The organism is Parvibaculum sp. (assembly GCF_039680535.1).
Taxonomy (GTDB): domain Bacteria; phylum Pseudomonadota; class Alphaproteobacteria; order Parvibaculales; family Parvibaculaceae; genus Parvibaculum.
On the sequence record NZ_JBDKSS010000013.1, the window covers coordinates 223,511 to 238,149 of the forward strand.

The following is a 14,639-nucleotide window of genomic DNA, read 5'->3' on the forward strand; positions in this document are numbered from 1 at the left end:
GGGGCGTCAGACAGCAGCCGCGTAGGGCGGCGCGGGGTCATATTGCATGCCGAGCTGGGTCGCCCGGGCATGATCCTCGCCATGCATCTGGCCGACCAGCCACAGCGCCATGTCGATGCCCGCCGAAACGCCCGCCGAGGTCACGACATTGCCGTCGCGCACATAGCGCAGCTTTTCGAGCACTTCCGAAACCTCGCCGCGCTCGCGCAACATCGGCACATAGGCCCAATGCGTCGTCACGCGCTTGCCCCGGGCGGGGCCCGCCACGGCCAGGATGAAAGAGCCCGTACAGACGCTCGTGACCCATTCGCAGGTGCCGGCGATCCGCGCCACCCAGTCGGTGATCGTCTTGTTCTCAACTTCCCGCCGAGTGCCCATGCCGCCGGGCACGAGCAGCAGGTCGAGCTTGTCGATATCGGCGATGGAAGCATGGGCCTCGACGCGCATGCCCTTGGCGCCGGTGATGGTCTCACCCCTTTCAGAGATCAGCAGCACCTTGTCGGGCCGCGGCTGCCCCATTTGTCCGAACACTTCGTTCGACATGGTGAAGGCCTCATAGGGGCCGACGAAATCAAGTTCCTCTGCGTCGTCGAACATGAGAATACCGATGGTGCGTTCACGAGACATTTTGCCTCTCCTCCGCGATGAGATTGATGGAAATGGGCCGCTTCGCGGTCAGGAAGCGCTCGCGATAGCGATTGGGGGTGACGCCGAGATGGCGCAGAAAGGCACGGCGCATGCGCTCTGCCTGGCCGAAGCCTGCGTGATGAGCGACTGTCTCCACCGGCGCGCTTCCCTCGGTAAGACGCCGCCGCGCCTCGTCGAGACGCGCGCGCTCCACGAATTGAGCGGGCGTCAGACCAGTTGCTTCGGAAAAACGCCGCGCGAAGGTGCGCTCGCTCATATACGCATGGGCTGCAAGTGCGGGTACACTCAGGTCGTCGCGCGGGTTCCCGACGATATGGCTGCATACGCGTGCGATCCGCTCGTCGCTCACGCCTTGCGCGGCAAGCTGCGCCGAGAATTGCGATTGTCCGCCGGGCCGCATCAGGAACATCACGAGCTGTCGCGCAATGGCGAGCGCGGCTTCCCGGCCGAGGTCTTCTTCCACAAGCGCCAGCGCAAGGTCCATGCCTGCCGTGACACCGGCCGACGTCCAGATTTTTCCGGCCCGCACATAGATCGCGTCGGGATCGACTTCGATTTTGGGAAAGTCGCGGCGCAACGTTTCGGCGAAGGCCCAATGCGTCGCGGCGCGCTTGCCATCGAGAAGCCCCGCGCCTGCGAGAAGCAGCGCTCCGGTGCAGACCGAGACGGTGCGCTTCGTCCGGGCGGCGGCGCGGCGGATGAACCCGATCACCCGCGTGTCATGGGCGAGCTTGCGCGTGCCCATGCCGCCGGCGACGAGAAGGGAGTGGACCTGGCCGAGTTCCTCGTCGCCGATCTCGTCGATCCCCCGCGTGGCGGTGAGCGTCAGCCCGCAACTTGTGCGAAAGGGGCCGCGTTCCGGCGCGATGAGTTCGATCTCATAAGCGGGCTCGCCTGATCTGGTTCGGGCCGCTTCGAGAATCTCGAAGGGTCCGGTCACGTCGAGAATCTGGGCGTTCTCGAAGCCGAGCATCAAGATGCGTTTTGGCAGTCGGGGCTTTGTCATGCCCAGAGCTTAGGCCTCCGCCCCTCTGGCGGAAATGCCAAAGAACAAGCGATTTCAGCCAAATGTGCGGTGTGCTTTTCAGGCCCGCGCCTTGAGCCCGCCAAGCGCGAGCGCGATGACGGCCGCCACCGCACCGACGATGCCGGCCATGAAGAGCAGGAAGTCGAGCGTGTTCCAGTCGAGCCCGGTGATGGCAGTTCCGCGTCCGCCGGTCAGGGCCGAAATGGTCGAGGCGACAATGTTGGTCCAGCCCGACACGATGAGGCCCCAGAGGATGACGCGCTGCGACGCCGCCGAGAGGGTGAGCACGCCTGCGGCCGCGGCGGCGGCGAGCATCAGTATGCCGTTCAACACCCCTTCGAGATGCGCCATGTGCCATGCGCGGAGCGGCTCGGTGAAGTCGCTCGCCGCGACGCCGGGCGCGAGCGATGCCACGACCGTGCTTCCATAGGGAAAGCCGGCGGCAAAGCCCGCGAGCAGCACGAGCGCGCCATTGGCGATCAACAGTCCCTGAAGCTTCTTGTCCATCTCTTCCCCCTGTCCGGAATTAAGTCAGCCCGCGACGCTCGGGGCCGTGAGGCCCCAAGCGCCCGGATGCATCAGGCCTTCAGCGTGCACTTGCCGTTGTTGATGACGGTCACGTCGCGTTCCTTCAGCCGTGCGCGGAAGGACGCGATGTTGCCATCCTTCCAGATGTCGACCAGCACCGTCTCGCCGGGGAAGACCGGCGAGGAAAAGCGCACGTCGAAGCCGGTGATGATCGTCGGATCGTAATTGCAGATCTCCGACGAGATGATCGCGCGGCAGCAGGTGCCATAGGTGCAAAGCCCGTGCAGGATGGGCTTCGGGAAGCCGGCGGCCTTGGCGAATTGCGGGTCGGCGTGAAGCGGATTGCGGTCGCCGGAAAGGCGATAGAGCAGCGCCTGATCGGGCCGCGTGTCGGCCTCCACGGTGAGGTCCGGCGCGCGCTCGGGCAGCTTGTGCGGTTCCGGCGCGCCTTCGCGTGGGCCGCCAAAGCCGCCATCGCCACGGGCGAAGATGGTCGATTGCAGCGTGCAGAGCTTGTCGCCGCTCGCCTTGTCCTTGATGACGCTCTCGGTGACGATGATCGCGCCCTTGTCCTTGCCCTTGTCCCATGCGCCGAGCACGGAGCTGTCGACGCTGATCTTCGCGGCGGAAGGCAGCGGCTTGTGCAGAGTGAGCTTCTGCTCGCCATGGACGACCATCAGATAGTTGATGCCGCTGTCGCGCATCGCGCCCGCGCCCCAGGCGATGACGGTCGCCTGTGTCGGCACCGTCTTGAGCCCGCTTTCATAGACGAAGGGCAGTTCCTTCTCGTTGAGCGGATCGCGGCCGAAGCCGACGCCAAGCGCGTAAAGCATCGTTTCGCGGTCGCCATACTGGAATTCCTGGCCAACCGCTTTCAAGGACATGAGTTTGTCGTAGTCGATAGCCATGAGAGCCCTCCCTGAAGCCTTGTTCTTGTTGGGGCATAGCAAAGCCGGAAAGCGGGTTTGGCGCAAGATCGCGGTCGCTCGCGGCATGTGACGCGCCATGCTATCAACAGGCAGAACAACAAAACGCCTTCGGAGAAAGCCCATGTCCGCAACGTCAACGAAGCCGCTCGCCGAACGCTCCTTCGAGTGTTTCAAGGTCGAGATCCGGGACAAGATCGCCCATATCCTTCTTAACCGGCCCGAGAAGATGAACGCGATGAATCGCGCCTTCTGGCACGAGCTGCCGGAGATCGTGCGCGAGATCGATGAGGGCGCGCTCGCCCGCGTGATCGTGATTTCCTCCACGGGCAAGCATTTCACTGCCGGCATGGACCTTTCGGTCTTCACCTCGGGCCCGGACATGAAGGGCGCCGAGACGGGCCGCGTTCGTGCGAACCTGATGAAGACGGTGCTAAAGCTCCAGAAGACTTTCGGTTGCCTCGACGAGGCGCGTATCCCCGTGCTCATGGCGGTGCAGGGCGGCTGCATCGGCGGCGGCGTCGATTTCGCGTCGGCCTGCGACATGCGCTACTGCACGAAGGACGCCTTCTTCTGCATTCAGGAAATCAATATCGGCATGACCGCCGATGTCGGCACCTTCCCGCGCCTGCCGCATCTGATGCCGCAGGGCCTTGTGCGCGAACTCGCCTATACGGGCCGTCGTCTTTTCGCGGATGAGGCGAAGTCATGCGGCCTCGTCAATCAGGTCTTCGATACGCATGAAGCGATGCTCGAAGGCGTATTCGCCATCGCCCGCGAGATCGCCGCGCGTTCTCCGCTCGCCGTGCATGGCTCCAAGGAAATGCTGAACTACGCCCGCGACCATTCGATCGAGGATGGCCTGCGCCAGATCGCCGTGTGGCAGACCGGCATGTTCCAGCCGCATGACATGATGGAAAGCTTCACCGCCAAGGCCGAGAAGCGCGAGCCGAATTTCGACGATCTGCTGCCGGTAAAGGACGCGATCTGACCTTCACGTCATGGCCCGGCTTGTCCGGGCCATCCACGTCTTTCTTGGTCGCCGCGGTTCCTCGCAATGATCGTTGGGGCAACGCATCCGACAAGCGTTCCGCGTCACCCCGGGCTTGACCCGGGGTCCATCTTTGCGACGCAGCAGGAGTGAAGATGGATGCCGGATCAAGTCCGGCATGACGAAAGAGGGAGGCTTCAGCCCGGCATCTTCGGAAACTGCGGCAGGTTCGGGTCCATATGGGCCCAGGGCTGCGCCGAGGACGTGTAGAAAATCGCGCCCGGCTTGATCCAGCTCGGATCGTCGAAAGAGCCGGCCTTCACGACCCAGATGGCCGGGTTCGATTCGACGTCGCTGAAAAGCGGAGTGCCGCAATTCTCGCAGAACTTGCGGGTCACATGCTTGCCGCTGTCTGCGACGACCGAATAGCTCTTTGGTGAGCCCTTGGTGATCTTCAGGGCATCGCGCGCCACGACGACGACGGCGGCAGGCTCGCCGCCCGAAACATATTGGCAATCGCGGCAATGGCAGAGCGCGGCGGCCATGGGCTCGCTCGTCACTTCATAGCGAATGGCGCCGCAGAGACATCCGCCCGTATAGGGTGCTGGCATTGGTTCCTCCTCTGGTGCCGCCTCTCCGGACGGTCGGAAAAACTCTAGCGTTCGCCCAGCACCTTGAACAGGCTTGTCGCTGTCATGACCTTGTCGTCGCCGACCCAGAACGAGGCCGAAACGAAAACGATGGCGCGCGTCTGGTGATCGGCTTTGGCGCGGCAGGTCACGACGTCGCCGAGCTTCGCGTCGGCAAGCACACTCGCCTGCAGGCTCAGCGTGACGCAGGGACGGTCGCCCTTCGCGCGCCAGGCCGCACCGCCGAGAAAGGCGTCGGCAAAGGTCAGCATCATGCCTTCATGCACGGTGCCGTCCTCCCGCACATGCCGTTCGTCGATACGAAAGGCGGCGACGCGCGTACCGTCTTCCTCGATGCGCTCGAAGAAGGGGCCGACAAAGGCTTCGAACGGATCGAAGAGTTCGACGGGTGTGAAGCCTTCCGGCGCTGCTGCGTCGATAAACGGCTTCAGCGGGCCGGGCCCGCGCAGGTTCTTTGGGCTGGTTTCGGTCACGCTTCAGCCCGCTTGATCGCATAGACGCCGGTCGCGCTCATCAGGATGCGCGAGCCGACGCGGAGTTCGCACGCCATGAAAAAGACGCTGCGCGTCGCCCGCGTGATCGTCGCGCGGCCTTCGACGCGTTCGCCCCTTTCGCCCGCGCTGACGAAATCGCAATTGAGCGACAGCACGCGGGCGTCCGCGCCCGCCTCGCCCTTTTCCGCTGCTGACTTCGCCGCTTCGCCAAGCACCACGGAGGCCAGCGTCATCATCATGCCGCCATGGAGCCTGTCGCCGCCATTGAGGTGCTGGGCCGCGATGTCGAAAATGAAGACCTCACCCCTGGCGTCATGTCCCCGAAGGACCGGCCCCGTAAAGCCACCGAAGCCTTTCGTCTGGACGGGCGCGAAGCCGGGCGGAACGTCACTCATGGGAAAACTGCCTGCATTGGAGTAATGGGAAGGTGCCCCCTACTTAAAGGGCAAGCGGCACCGCGAAAAGGGGCAAGAGCGCGGCTCGTCCACCGGGATTGTTCTCATGCGTCAGGCGACCACCACCCTATCCTTCCGGACGAGCGGGCAGGGCTTCCTCGACGCGACGGCGCGCATAGGCGACTGGGTCGAAGCGCAGGGCATGGAGGAGGGGCTTCTTACCCTGTTCATCCGTCACACATCGGCCTCCATTCTTGTTCAGGAAAATGCCGATCCCGACGTGCTGGCGGATCTCGGCCAGGCACTCGACCGCCTCGCGCCCCGGACCCATCCCTATCTGCACAGGACCGAGGGTCCGGACGACATGCCGGCCCATATCAAGGCGGCCCTGACGGCGACAAGCCTAGCGATACCGCTGATCGGCGGGCATCTGGCGCTCGGAACCTGGCAGGGCATCTATATTGCCGAGCATCGCGACCGGCCGCATAGCCGCGAAGTCGCCTGCCATCTCGTCGGCGAATAGCTCCGATTATTTTTCATAATATTAAATTGGGGGTGGTCGTCTTCCCACCGGCGGACGCAGCGGCTTCCGGGAGATTCTTCTTTCCGAACCCGTGAGCCGCCGTTTATGGTGCGCCTCAATTCGCCGGGGTGGCTGCCAACAAAAATCATAAGGCTGCACGGGCGATAGGAACCAACCCCATTCGGGAGAACTTCATGTCGAGAGAAGCAGTCATCGTCTCCACCGCGCGTACCGGCCTTGCCAAGTCCGGCCGCGGCGGCTTCAACATGACCCATGGCGCCGCCATGGGCGGCCACGCCGTCAAGCATGCCATCGAGCGCGCCGGCATCGAGCCGGGCGAAGTCGAAGACGTCGTCATGGGCTGCGGTAGCCCCGAAGGCGCGACCGGCATGAACACGGGCCGTCTCGCCGCCATCTGGGCCGGCTGCCCCGTCACCACCTCGGGCTTCACGGTCAGCCGCTTCTGCTCGTCGGGCCTCAACTCCATCGCCATCGCGGCGGGCCGCGTCCTCAATGAAGACGTGCCGATCACGGTCGGCGCCGGCGTCGAGTCGATCTCGCTCGTCTCCATGGGCGGCCTGAACACGAACCACATCACGGAAGAGAAGCTGCTCGCGACCTATCCGGCTCTCTGGATGCCGATGATCGAGACCGCCGACATCGTCGCCAAGCGCTACAACGTCTCCCGCGAATATCAGGACGAATACTCGCTCCGCAGCCAGCAGCGCATTGCCGCCGCCCAGGCCGCCGGCAAGTACAAGGACGAAATCGTCCCGATGCAGACCAAGATGAAGGTCGTGGACAAGGCGACGGGCGAAGAGAAAATCGTCGACTACACGGTCGACAAGGACGAGTGCAACCGTCCCGAGACGACGCTGGAAGGCCTCGCCTCGCTGAAGCCCGTGCGCGGCGAAGGCAACTTCGTCACCGCAGGCAACGCCTCGCAGCTCTCCGATGGCGCCGCTGCCGTCGTCATCATGGAGCGCAAGGAAGCCGAGAAGCGTGGGTCCGACATTCTCGGCGTGTTCCGCGGCTTCGCGGTTGCCGGTTGCGAGCCCGACGAGATGGGCATCGGCCCGGTCTTCGCCGTGCCGCGTCTCCTCGCCCGCCACGGCCTCAAGGTTGACGATATCGACCTGTGGGAACTGAACGAAGCCTTCGCGAGCCAGTGCCTTTATTCGCGCGATCGCCTCGGCATCGACCCCGAGAAGTACAACGTCAATGGCGGCTCCATCGCCATCGGCCACCCCTTCGGCATGACCGGCGCGCGCTGCACCGGCCACATCCTGCTCGAAGGCCGTCGCCGTCGCGAAGCCGGTCAGAACGTGAAGTACGGCGTCGTCACCATGTGCATCGGTGGCGGCATGGGCGCTGCCGGCCTGTTCGAATTCGCGTAATTCGAAACGACTGAATATGAAAGGCCCGCCGGAAACGGCGGGCCTTTTTCTTTTATTAGCCTTCAACCTCGCGCATATTCAGACGTCACCCCGGCCTTGAGCAGGGGTCCACCTTTGCATCCCGATGGAAGATGGATGCCGGATCAAGTCCGGCATGACGAAATTTGCGAGAAGGCAGGAAACCATGCGCTATTTCGACGATTTCGTTGTGGGCGAACGGCACGAGATCGATGCCGTCTACGACATGACGGAGGACGAGATCGTCTCCTTCGCGAAGAAGTGGGACCCGCAGCCCTTCCACATCGACAAGGCTGCTGCCGCGAAATCCGTCTATGGCACGCTCACCGCCTGCGGCTCGCATATCCAGTCGGTCGTGCTCTGGCTCGCCGCCCGCCTGCCGGAAGAAACCGCTGTCATCGGCGCGCTGGGCTATGACGAAGTGCGTTTCCACAAGGCCGCAAAACTCGGCGACCGGCTCCGCCTTGTCATCGAATGCATCGAGACGAAGCCTAGCTCATCGAAGCCAGACCGCGGCGTTGTGAAGAATCGCCACACGCTCCTGAACCAGAACGGCGAGACGGTCTTTACCCAGACGACGACGCTTCTGATCGCGCGGAAGGCGTAACCGTCTCCACACTCCCAAGCGGTCATCCCGGCGCAGGCCGGGATCCATCTTTGTCCAATGCACGAAAGAAGATGGATGCCGGATCAAGTCCGGCATGACGATTGAAGGTGGCGTTTCAAAGCCCCAGCACCAGCTTCGCCATGATGCCGCGCTGGATCTCGTTCGAGCCGCCATAGATCGAGGCGGCGCGGTTGTTGAGATAGCGGGGCACGGCGGTGAGGCCGTGGGCCGGGCCGATGGGCGCGACGTTGGAGCCGGGTTGACGGGCGTCGTGCTGGTCGGCATTGGCGTAGAAGGCAATGGCCTCGACCGCGAGTTCGTCGATCGCCTGCGTCGTCTCGGTGCCGCGCGTCTTCAGCATCGACGAGGCGGGGCCGGGGTTCTTTCCGCCCGCGAGTTCAGACATCACGCGGTGCTCGGTGATTTCCATCGCCTTCACAGCAATCTCCGTCTCGTCGAGCTTGCGGCGGAAGGTCGGATCGTCGATCAGCCGGCCGCCATCCGACGAGCGCTCGGCAGAGGCGATGGAGCGCACCTTCTCGATCCCGACTGCGAGGCCCGCCGCATAGGCACCGCCGCGCTCGAATTCGAGGAGATATTTCGCCACCGTCCAGCCCTCATGCTCCGGCCCGACGCGGTTCGTCTTGGGCACGCGCACGTCGTCGAAGAAGACCTGGTTTACTTCATGCTCGCCCGCAAGGGTGATGATCGGTTCGATCTTGATACCGGGCGTATTCATTTCGAGCAGGATGAAGGTGATGCCTTCCTGCGGCTTGCCGTCCCATTTCGTCCGTACAAGGCAGAACATGCGATTGGCGAAATGGGCATGCGTCGTCCAGATCTTCGATCCGTTGAGCACATAGTCATCGCCGTCGGAAACCGCGCGAAGCTGGAGCGAGGCGAGGTCGGAGCCGGAGCCCGGCTCCGAATAGCCCTGACACCAGTAATCCTCGCCCTTGAGGATGCGCGGCAGGAAGAAGGCCTTCTGCTCCGGCGTGCCGTATTTCATCAGCACCGGCGCGCACATGCGAAGCCCCATGGGCGAGAGATGCGGCGTGCCGTAGCGCGCGCATTCCGACGCCCAGATATATTTCTGCATTTCCGTCCAGCCCGTGCCGCCATATTCGACCGGCCAGGCGGGCGCGACCCAGCCCTTTTCGTAGAGGATCTTCTGCCAGGCGAGATTCCACTTCTTGTCGGTGAAGACGCTGGTGGTAAGGCTGCCTGCCTCCTTCAGTTCCGGCGTCAGCTTCTCGTCGAGAAAGGCGCGCACTTCGTCGCGGAAAGCCGCATCCTCGCGCGTGAAATTGAGATCCATTTTCCCCGTCTTTTCTTGTCGTGACCGCGCCCGAAACAGCGCCGGCCTTGGCTTTGTCGGGGCAGTCTGTCGAGGGGGAAGGGGAGGAGCAAGGCTGTTGTGGTGTCCGTGCGCGGATTTTGGAATCGCGCACGGTCGCCGCTACGTAAAGCGCGCCATGGCTCTTATGGCGATGTAGCTCGTCACCGGCAAAGACCGTCACCCCGGGCTTGACCCGGGGTCCATCTTCGCCGTTCGGTGCGAAGGAAGGTGGATCCCGGCTTTTGCCGGGATGACGTGACGGGCTGGAACCTCAGAGACCCAGAACCAGCTTCGCCATGATGTTGTGCTGAACCTCATTCGACCCGCCGTAAATCGTCGTCGCGCGGGTGTTGAGATATTTCGGCATGACCATGAGCGCGTGCTCCGGGCCGACCGGGGCGACGTTGGAGCCCCAGTTGCGGGCTTCGAGCACATGCGGCGCGGCGTAATAGCCGATGGCCTCGACGCAGAGTTCGGTGATGCGCTGGTTGGTGTCGGCGCCGCGCAGCTTGATCATGGAGGCGGCCGCGCCGGGGTTCTGCCCGTTGGAGAGCTGCGACATGATCCGGTGCTCGGTGAACTCGACCGCCGTCACCTCAACATCGGTTTCGTCGATCTTGCGGCGGAACGCGGGCTCGTCGATCAGCCTGCCGCCGTCATCGCGCTCGGTCGTGGCGATGGCCTTGAGCCGGTTGATCGAATTGCGGAGGTTCGCGCCATGCGCCGCGCCGCCACGCTCGAATTCGAGCAGGTACTTCGCGACCGTCCAGCCATTGTTCTCGGCGCCGACGAGATTGGCGCGGGGCACGCGCACATCGTCGAAGAAGACCTGATTGACCTCATGGTCGCCGGCGAGCGTGATGATCGGCTCGATCTTGATGCCCGGCGCGGGAAACTCGTCGATCAGGATGAAGGAGATGCCTTCCTGCGGCTTTGCCTTCGGATCGGTTCTGACGAGGCAGAACATCTTGTTGGCGATATGGGCGCCGGTCGTCCAGAGCTTGGTGCCGTTGATGACATAGTCGTCGCCATCGGCGACCGCGCGGCACTGGAGCGAGGCGAGGTCCGAACCCGAGCCCGGTTCCGAATAGCCCTGGCACCACCAGTCTTCGCCGGAAAGGATGCGCGGCAGATATTTCGCGCGCTGTTCAGGCGTGCCGTGACCCATGAGCGTCGGACCGACCATGGAGATGCCCATGTTGGAGCCCTGCGGCGCGCCGGCCGCTGCGCATTCCGACGCCCAGATGAAACGCTGCATCACGTTCCAGCCCGGCCCGCCAAATTCCTTCGGCCAGGAGGGGGCGGACCAGCCGCGCTTGTGGAGCCGCTTCAGCCATTCGACGCGGAGATCGTGATCGGCGAGGATGCCCGGCGTCAGCTTCGCATGGGCCTTCAGATCGTCCGTCAGTTGCTCGTCGAGAAAGGCCCGCACCTCGTCGCGAAAGGCGACATCCTCGGGCCGCATGGCGAGATCCATCTTCATCCTCCCTGATATCGGCGAACGGGCGCGTTTTTTCTCGTTTCGCCGGCTCTTTTCCTTACACTATATCCCCGAGCCGAAGCCGGTCCAGAAGTCGGTCTGTTCATTCGCCGCTCGCCGCCCGTTCGTTTATGGGCGGTGGGCGCAATTCCGACCTGGCGCCGCCCGAGACTCTCCCCCTAATGCCGGATGTCGTCCCCACTTCATGGAATTTGCCAACCACATCATTCTCATCGCAGCGGGACTGATCACCTTCTCGATCTTCGCGGGCGTGCTTTCCTCGCGGATCGGGGCTCCCCTGCTGCTCGTCTTTCTGGCTTTCGGCATGCTGGCGGGCGAAGACGGCCTGGGCGGTATCCAGTTCCAGGATTTCCGGGTGGCCTACCTCACCGGTTCGCTTGCGCTTGCCGTCATTCTCTTCGACGGCGGCCTCAGGACCACGCGCGAGCAATTCCGCCATGCGCTTTCCCCGGCCATCGTGCTCGCGACGGTCGGGGTCGCCGTCACGGCGGGGATCGTGGGCGTCGCTGCCCATTACCTGCTTGGCTACAACTGGGTAGAGGGACTGCTGCTCGGGGCCATTGTCGGTCCGACGGACGCCGCCGCCGTTTTCCTGCTCCTCCATTTGCGGGGCCTGCGCCTCAAGCCGCGCGTCGGTTCAGCGCTCGAAGTCGAATCCGGTCTCAACGACCCCATGTCGATCTTCATGACTCTGGCGCTGGTCGGTCTTGCCGCGCATGGCTTTCCCAAGGGCGGATGGGGCGAGACGGCGCTTCAGCTCGGCCTCGATTTTCTCTGGCAGATGGGGGGCGGCCTGCTCTTCGGCCTCGTCGGCGGGCAGGTCGTGCTGCGCGCGGTGAACAGGCTCAAGTTCTCGGCGGGCATCTATCCGATCTTCGCCGGCGCCCTGGCTCTTGTGGTCTTCGCCGCCGCGCAGACGGTCGAGGCGTCCGGGTTCCTTGCCATCTATCTCGTCGGCACCACGCTCGGCAACAATCCGCACCGCGCCACCGCCGAGATCAGCCGCTTTTCGGACGGTCTCTCATGGCTCGCCCAGATCTGCATGTTCCTGATGATGGGGCTTCTCGTCACGCCGTCGAGGCTCGTCGGCGTGCTGGTGCCGTCGCTGGCCATAGCGGCGGTGCTGATCCTCGTCGCGCGTCCGGTCGCGGTGTTTCTCTCGCTCGCGCCGTTCAAATATGCGCGCGGCGAGCGGAGCTTCATCTCATGGGTAGGTTTGCGCGGCGCTGTCCCGATCTTCCTCGGGACGATCCCTGTGCTTGAGCATGTCCGCCATGCGCAGACGATCTTTTCCGTTGCTTTCGTGGTGGTCATCGCCTCGCTCGTCGTGCAGGGCTGGACGATTTCATGGGCCGCGAAGCTCACGGAGGTCGAGCTGCCGCCGCGCCCCGCCGCCCGCGCCCGCGTCGAACTCGATCTGCCGGCCGGTGTCGGGCAGACGGTCGTTGCCTATACGGTCGATCCGATGAGCCTCGCCGCGCTCCGCCGCATGGCGCGCCTGCCGCTGCCGCAGGGCACCGAGATCATCTCGATCATGCGCGATGGGCAGGTGCGCAATACGCTGCCGTCCGACGGCGTCAGGGAGGGCGACATCGTCATGTTGCTCACCGAGTCGGATGCGCTTTCGCAACTCGACCGCCTGTTCGCCGCCCGCAAGGCGCGGGCGCGGGTCAAGGATGTAGGCTCGGTCGACTTCAAGCTCGATGGCAGCGCCAATGCGGGCAGCGTTGCCGACATGTATGGCTTCCTCGTCACGCCGCATGAGCGCGACCACACGCTGGCGAGCCTCATGCATGCGCGCCTTGGCCGGGATATCGATGAAGGCGCCCGCATCCGCGCCGGCACGGTCGAACTCGTCGCGCTCTCCATCGGCGAGGAGGGGAGCCCGCGGCGCATCGGCCTCGACCTCGACCCGCCGCCGCCACAAAGCGCCGCGACGCGCATGCGCCTTCGTCTGGCCGAGATCAGGAACTCTGTGAAGGATCTGTTTCTCTCCTGATGTTTCTGGTGTCGGCGGAATAATTGCCTACACTTCTCCCAAACAAAACTCAGGGAGAGGACGCCATGGATATCAATCTCAAGGGCAAGAAGGCCATTGTCACCGGCGCGACGCGCGGCATTGGCCGGGCCATCGCGGAGACGCTTGCCGCCGAAGGTGCCGACGTTGCCATCTGCGCGCGCAACCAGCTTCAGGTGAACGAAACGGTCGAGTCCCTTCAGAAGCGGGGCGTTAAGGCCTTTGGCGGCGTGGTCGACATCGCCGACGGCGAGGCTTTCAAGGCGTGGATCGCCGAGGCGGGCCAGCTCTTCTCGGTGGTATCGACATTCTCGTTTCCAACGCCTCGGCGCTTCAGAACGGCAACACGGAAGCGGCGTGGAAGGCAGGCTTCGAGATCGACGTTCTCGGCGCCGTCCGCGCGACGGATGCGGCCATGCCGTTTCTCGAGAAAGCGGCCGAGAAGAACGGCGATGCCTCCGTCGTCATCATCTCGTCCATATCTGCTGCCGAGACGACCAGCGCCAATTCCTATGGCGCCATGAAGGCTGCCCAGATCCACTTCGCCAAGGGGCTTGCCAAGGAGAAGGCCGGCAAGCATGTCCGCGTCAACACGGTTTCTCCGGGCACGGTCTATTTCAAGGGCGGCGTCTGGGACATGATCGAGCAGCACATGCCCGACGTCTTCAAGGGCGCGATGGATCGCAACCTCACGGGCCGCATGGCGACCCCGCAGGACATTGCGAACGCGACGGTATTCCTGTCGAGCCCGGCGTCGTCCTTCACCACCGGAATCAACATGGTGGTCGACGGCGCGTTCACGAGCCGGGTGAACTTCTGAGGAAGGCCGGGGTGGGGCCCTGGAGCCCCATCCACCTCGCCATCACGCGTCGCGCGAAATCCTGCTGCGGGTTCAGCACATCTTCGATCGGTCCGATCGCGGCCTCGATCTCGGTGAGGGCTACGCCTTCATGGATCGCCCTCTGGGCCATCCATTCTTCGAGCGTCTCGCGCGTGAGTTCCAGATGGAACTGGAATGCATAAGTCTTGTCGCCGATGCGGAAGGACTGGTTGGTCCAGACCGGCCGCGTCGACAGTTGCACCGCGCCGGCGGGAATCTCGAATATGTCCTGATGCCACTGCACGATGGGCAGCTCCGGTTCCGCGTCGTGGAGCAGCGCGTCTTCTTTCGCCGCGTCGAGCCAGGTCTGGGGCAGGAAGCCGAACTCGTCGGTATCGCCCATCTTGTAGACGTCGGCGCCGAAGGCGCTGGCCACGAGCTGCGAGCCGAGGCAGACCCCCATGACCGGCTTCTCCGCGCCGTGGAAGCTGCGAATGAGCGACTTCGTCTTGTCGATGAACGGGTATTTGTCGGCCTCGTAGACGCCCATCGGCCCGCCCATGATGACGAGGCCGTCATGCGCGTGATGCCCTTCCGGCACTTCGTCGAGCGGCCGGGAAGGATCCCCGAAGCCGTAATGGATGACCCGGACTTCGCAGTCTGCCCCCTGCGCGCGCGCTTCATCGAGCAGCACGCCGGGCGGCGACATGGTGTCGTTGACGAGAAAGAGGATACGCATGCGGAGAACTTCTTCGTGG

General features: G+C 64.0%; 15 protein-coding genes and 1 pseudogene. 6 read left to right on the top strand and 10 right to left on the bottom strand.

Annotation, left to right across the window (positions count from 1 at the left end; all coding sequences use genetic code 11):
• Positions 1–6: 6 nt before the first annotated feature.
• From ABFC66_RS08090 to ABFC66_RS08105, 4 genes are all read right to left on the bottom strand, one after another.
• Positions 7–627, bottom strand: coding sequence for a DJ-1/PfpI family protein (locus ABFC66_RS08090; RefSeq protein WP_346740441.1), 621 nt, complete (start codon positions 625–627; stop codon positions 7–9).
• Positions 617–1,654 carry a helix-turn-helix domain-containing protein gene (locus ABFC66_RS08095; RefSeq protein ID WP_346740442.1) on the bottom strand — a complete coding sequence of 346 codons (1,038 nt, stop codon included), beginning with the start codon at positions 1,652–1,654 and terminating at the stop codon, positions 617–619. The genes ABFC66_RS08090 and ABFC66_RS08095 overlap by 11 nt, the downstream gene beginning before the upstream one ends.
• A gap of 78 nt (positions 1,655–1,732) precedes the next feature.
• The gene (locus ABFC66_RS08100; protein ID WP_346740443.1) at positions 1,733–2,182 is read right to left on the bottom strand and encodes a hypothetical protein; all 450 of its coding nucleotides are present in this window, start codon (positions 2,180–2,182) and stop codon (positions 1,733–1,735) included.
• Between the two features lie 71 nt (positions 2,183–2,253).
• Positions 2,254–3,111 carry a MaoC/PaaZ C-terminal domain-containing protein gene (locus tag ABFC66_RS08105; RefSeq protein ID WP_346740444.1) on the bottom strand — a complete coding sequence of 286 codons (858 nt, stop codon included), beginning with the start codon at positions 3,109–3,111 and terminating at the stop codon, positions 2,254–2,256.
• 142 nt (positions 3,112–3,253) lie between these two features.
• On the opposite strand from ABFC66_RS08105, the gene ABFC66_RS08110 reads away from it, so the two are divergent.
• On the top strand, positions 3,254–4,120 hold the full coding sequence (locus ABFC66_RS08110; protein ID WP_346740445.1) for a crotonase/enoyl-CoA hydratase family protein: 867 nt from the start codon (positions 3,254–3,256) through the stop codon (positions 4,118–4,120).
• Positions 4,121–4,317: 197 nt separating this feature from the next.
• Here the strand turns inward: ABFC66_RS08110 and ABFC66_RS08115 are convergent, their stop codons facing one another.
• From ABFC66_RS08115 to ABFC66_RS08125, 3 genes are read right to left on the bottom strand one after another with little or no spacing between them, the layout of a single operon-like run.
• Positions 4,318–4,731: a GFA family protein gene (locus ABFC66_RS08115; RefSeq protein ID WP_346740446.1), complete on the bottom strand. Its 414-nt coding sequence runs from the start codon at positions 4,729–4,731 to the stop codon at positions 4,318–4,320.
• A gap of 44 nt (positions 4,732–4,775) precedes the next feature.
• The gene (locus ABFC66_RS08120; protein WP_346740447.1) at positions 4,776–5,243 is read right to left on the bottom strand and encodes a PaaI family thioesterase; all 468 of its coding nucleotides are present in this window, start codon (positions 5,241–5,243) and stop codon (positions 4,776–4,778) included.
• Entirely contained in the window at positions 5,240–5,659 is a 420-nt protein-coding gene (locus tag ABFC66_RS08125; RefSeq protein WP_346740448.1) for a PaaI family thioesterase, read from the bottom strand. The genes ABFC66_RS08120 and ABFC66_RS08125 overlap by 4 nt, the downstream gene beginning before the upstream one ends.
• A 106-nt stretch (positions 5,660–5,765) precedes the next feature.
• Here ABFC66_RS08125 and ABFC66_RS08130 point away from each other — a divergent pair, with 106 nt between their 5' ends.
• The 3 genes from ABFC66_RS08130 (at position 5,766) to ABFC66_RS08140 (ending at position 8,204) form a co-directional block, all read left to right on the top strand.
• On the top strand, positions 5,766–6,182 hold the full coding sequence (locus tag ABFC66_RS08130; protein WP_346740449.1) for a secondary thiamine-phosphate synthase enzyme YjbQ: 417 nt from the start codon (positions 5,766–5,768) through the stop codon (positions 6,180–6,182).
• A 194-nt stretch (positions 6,183–6,376) separates the two neighbouring features.
• On the top strand, positions 6,377–7,579 hold the full coding sequence (locus tag ABFC66_RS08135; RefSeq protein WP_346740450.1) for an acetyl-CoA C-acyltransferase: 1,203 nt from the start codon (positions 6,377–6,379) through the stop codon (positions 7,577–7,579).
• Between the two features lie 154 nt (positions 7,580–7,733).
• Positions 7,734–8,204: a MaoC/PaaZ C-terminal domain-containing protein gene (locus ABFC66_RS08140; RefSeq protein ID WP_346740451.1), complete on the top strand. Its 471-nt coding sequence runs from the start codon at positions 7,734–7,736 to the stop codon at positions 8,202–8,204.
• 115 nt (positions 8,205–8,319) lie between these two features.
• On the opposite strand, the gene ABFC66_RS08145 is transcribed toward ABFC66_RS08140, so the two are convergent.
• Both ABFC66_RS08145 and ABFC66_RS08150 read right to left on the bottom strand, forming a co-directional pair.
• Positions 8,320–9,522 (bottom strand): acyl-CoA dehydrogenase family protein, encoded by a 1,203-nt coding sequence (locus tag ABFC66_RS08145; protein ID WP_346740452.1) that lies wholly within the window; start codon positions 9,520–9,522, stop codon positions 8,320–8,322.
• Positions 9,523–9,814: 292 nt separating this feature from the next.
• The gene (locus ABFC66_RS08150) at positions 9,815–11,020 is read right to left on the bottom strand and encodes an acyl-CoA dehydrogenase family protein (protein ID WP_346740453.1); all 1,206 of its coding nucleotides are present in this window, start codon (positions 11,018–11,020) and stop codon (positions 9,815–9,817) included.
• Positions 11,021–11,228: 208 nt separating this feature from the next.
• Between ABFC66_RS08150 and ABFC66_RS08155 the strand changes: the two genes are divergently transcribed.
• Both ABFC66_RS08155 and ABFC66_RS08160 read left to right on the top strand, forming a co-directional pair.
• Positions 11,229–13,043: a potassium/proton antiporter gene (locus tag ABFC66_RS08155; RefSeq protein ID WP_346740454.1), complete on the top strand. Its 1,815-nt coding sequence runs from the start codon at positions 11,229–11,231 to the stop codon at positions 13,041–13,043.
• Positions 13,044–13,108: 65 nt separating this feature from the next.
• Positions 13,109–13,881, top strand: a pseudogene (locus tag ABFC66_RS08160) (SDR family oxidoreductase).
• Here the strand turns inward: ABFC66_RS08160 and ABFC66_RS08165 are convergent.
• Positions 13,859–14,620, bottom strand: a complete 762-nt coding sequence (locus ABFC66_RS08165) for a type 1 glutamine amidotransferase (protein WP_346740455.1) — start codon at positions 14,618–14,620, stop codon at positions 13,859–13,861. The pseudogene ABFC66_RS08160 and the gene ABFC66_RS08165 overlap by 23 nt on opposite strands.
• Between the last annotated feature and the right edge of the window lie 19 nt (positions 14,621–14,639).

Coding starts and splice junctions, on each gene's coding strand:
- ABFC66_RS08090 (WP_346740441.1), bottom strand. CDS start 627: ATGTCTCGTGAACGCACCATCGGTATTCTCATGTTCGACGACGCAGAG.
- ABFC66_RS08095 (WP_346740442.1), bottom strand. CDS start 1,654: ATGACAAAGCCCCGACTGCCAAAACGCATCTTGATGCTCGGCTTCGAG.
- ABFC66_RS08100 (WP_346740443.1), bottom strand. CDS start 2,182: ATGGACAAGAAGCTTCAGGGACTGTTGATCGCCAATGGCGCGCTCGTG.
- ABFC66_RS08105 (WP_346740444.1), bottom strand. CDS start 3,111: ATGGCTATCGACTACGACAAACTCATGTCCTTGAAAGCGGTTGGCCAG.
- ABFC66_RS08110 (WP_346740445.1), top strand. CDS start 3,254: ATGTCCGCAACGTCAACGAAGCCGCTCGCCGAACGCTCCTTCGAGTGT.
- ABFC66_RS08115 (WP_346740446.1), bottom strand. CDS start 4,731: ATGCCAGCACCCTATACGGGCGGATGTCTCTGCGGCGCCATTCGCTAT.
- ABFC66_RS08125 (WP_346740448.1), bottom strand. CDS start 5,659: ATGAGTGACGTTCCGCCCGGCTTCGCGCCCGTCCAGACGAAAGGCTTC.
- ABFC66_RS08130 (WP_346740449.1), top strand. CDS start 5,766: ATGCGTCAGGCGACCACCACCCTATCCTTCCGGACGAGCGGGCAGGGC.
- ABFC66_RS08135 (WP_346740450.1), top strand. CDS start 6,377: ATGTCGAGAGAAGCAGTCATCGTCTCCACCGCGCGTACCGGCCTTGCC.
- ABFC66_RS08140 (WP_346740451.1), top strand. CDS start 7,734: ATGACGAAATTTGCGAGAAGGCAGGAAACCATGCGCTATTTCGACGAT.
- ABFC66_RS08145 (WP_346740452.1), bottom strand. CDS start 9,522: ATGGATCTCAATTTCACGCGCGAGGATGCGGCTTTCCGCGACGAAGTG.
- ABFC66_RS08150 (WP_346740453.1), bottom strand. CDS start 11,020: ATGGATCTCGCCATGCGGCCCGAGGATGTCGCCTTTCGCGACGAGGTG.
- ABFC66_RS08155 (WP_346740454.1), top strand. CDS start 11,229: ATGGAATTTGCCAACCACATCATTCTCATCGCAGCGGGACTGATCACC.
- ABFC66_RS08165 (WP_346740455.1), bottom strand. CDS start 14,620: ATGCGTATCCTCTTTCTCGTCAACGACACCATGTCGCCGCCCGGCGTG.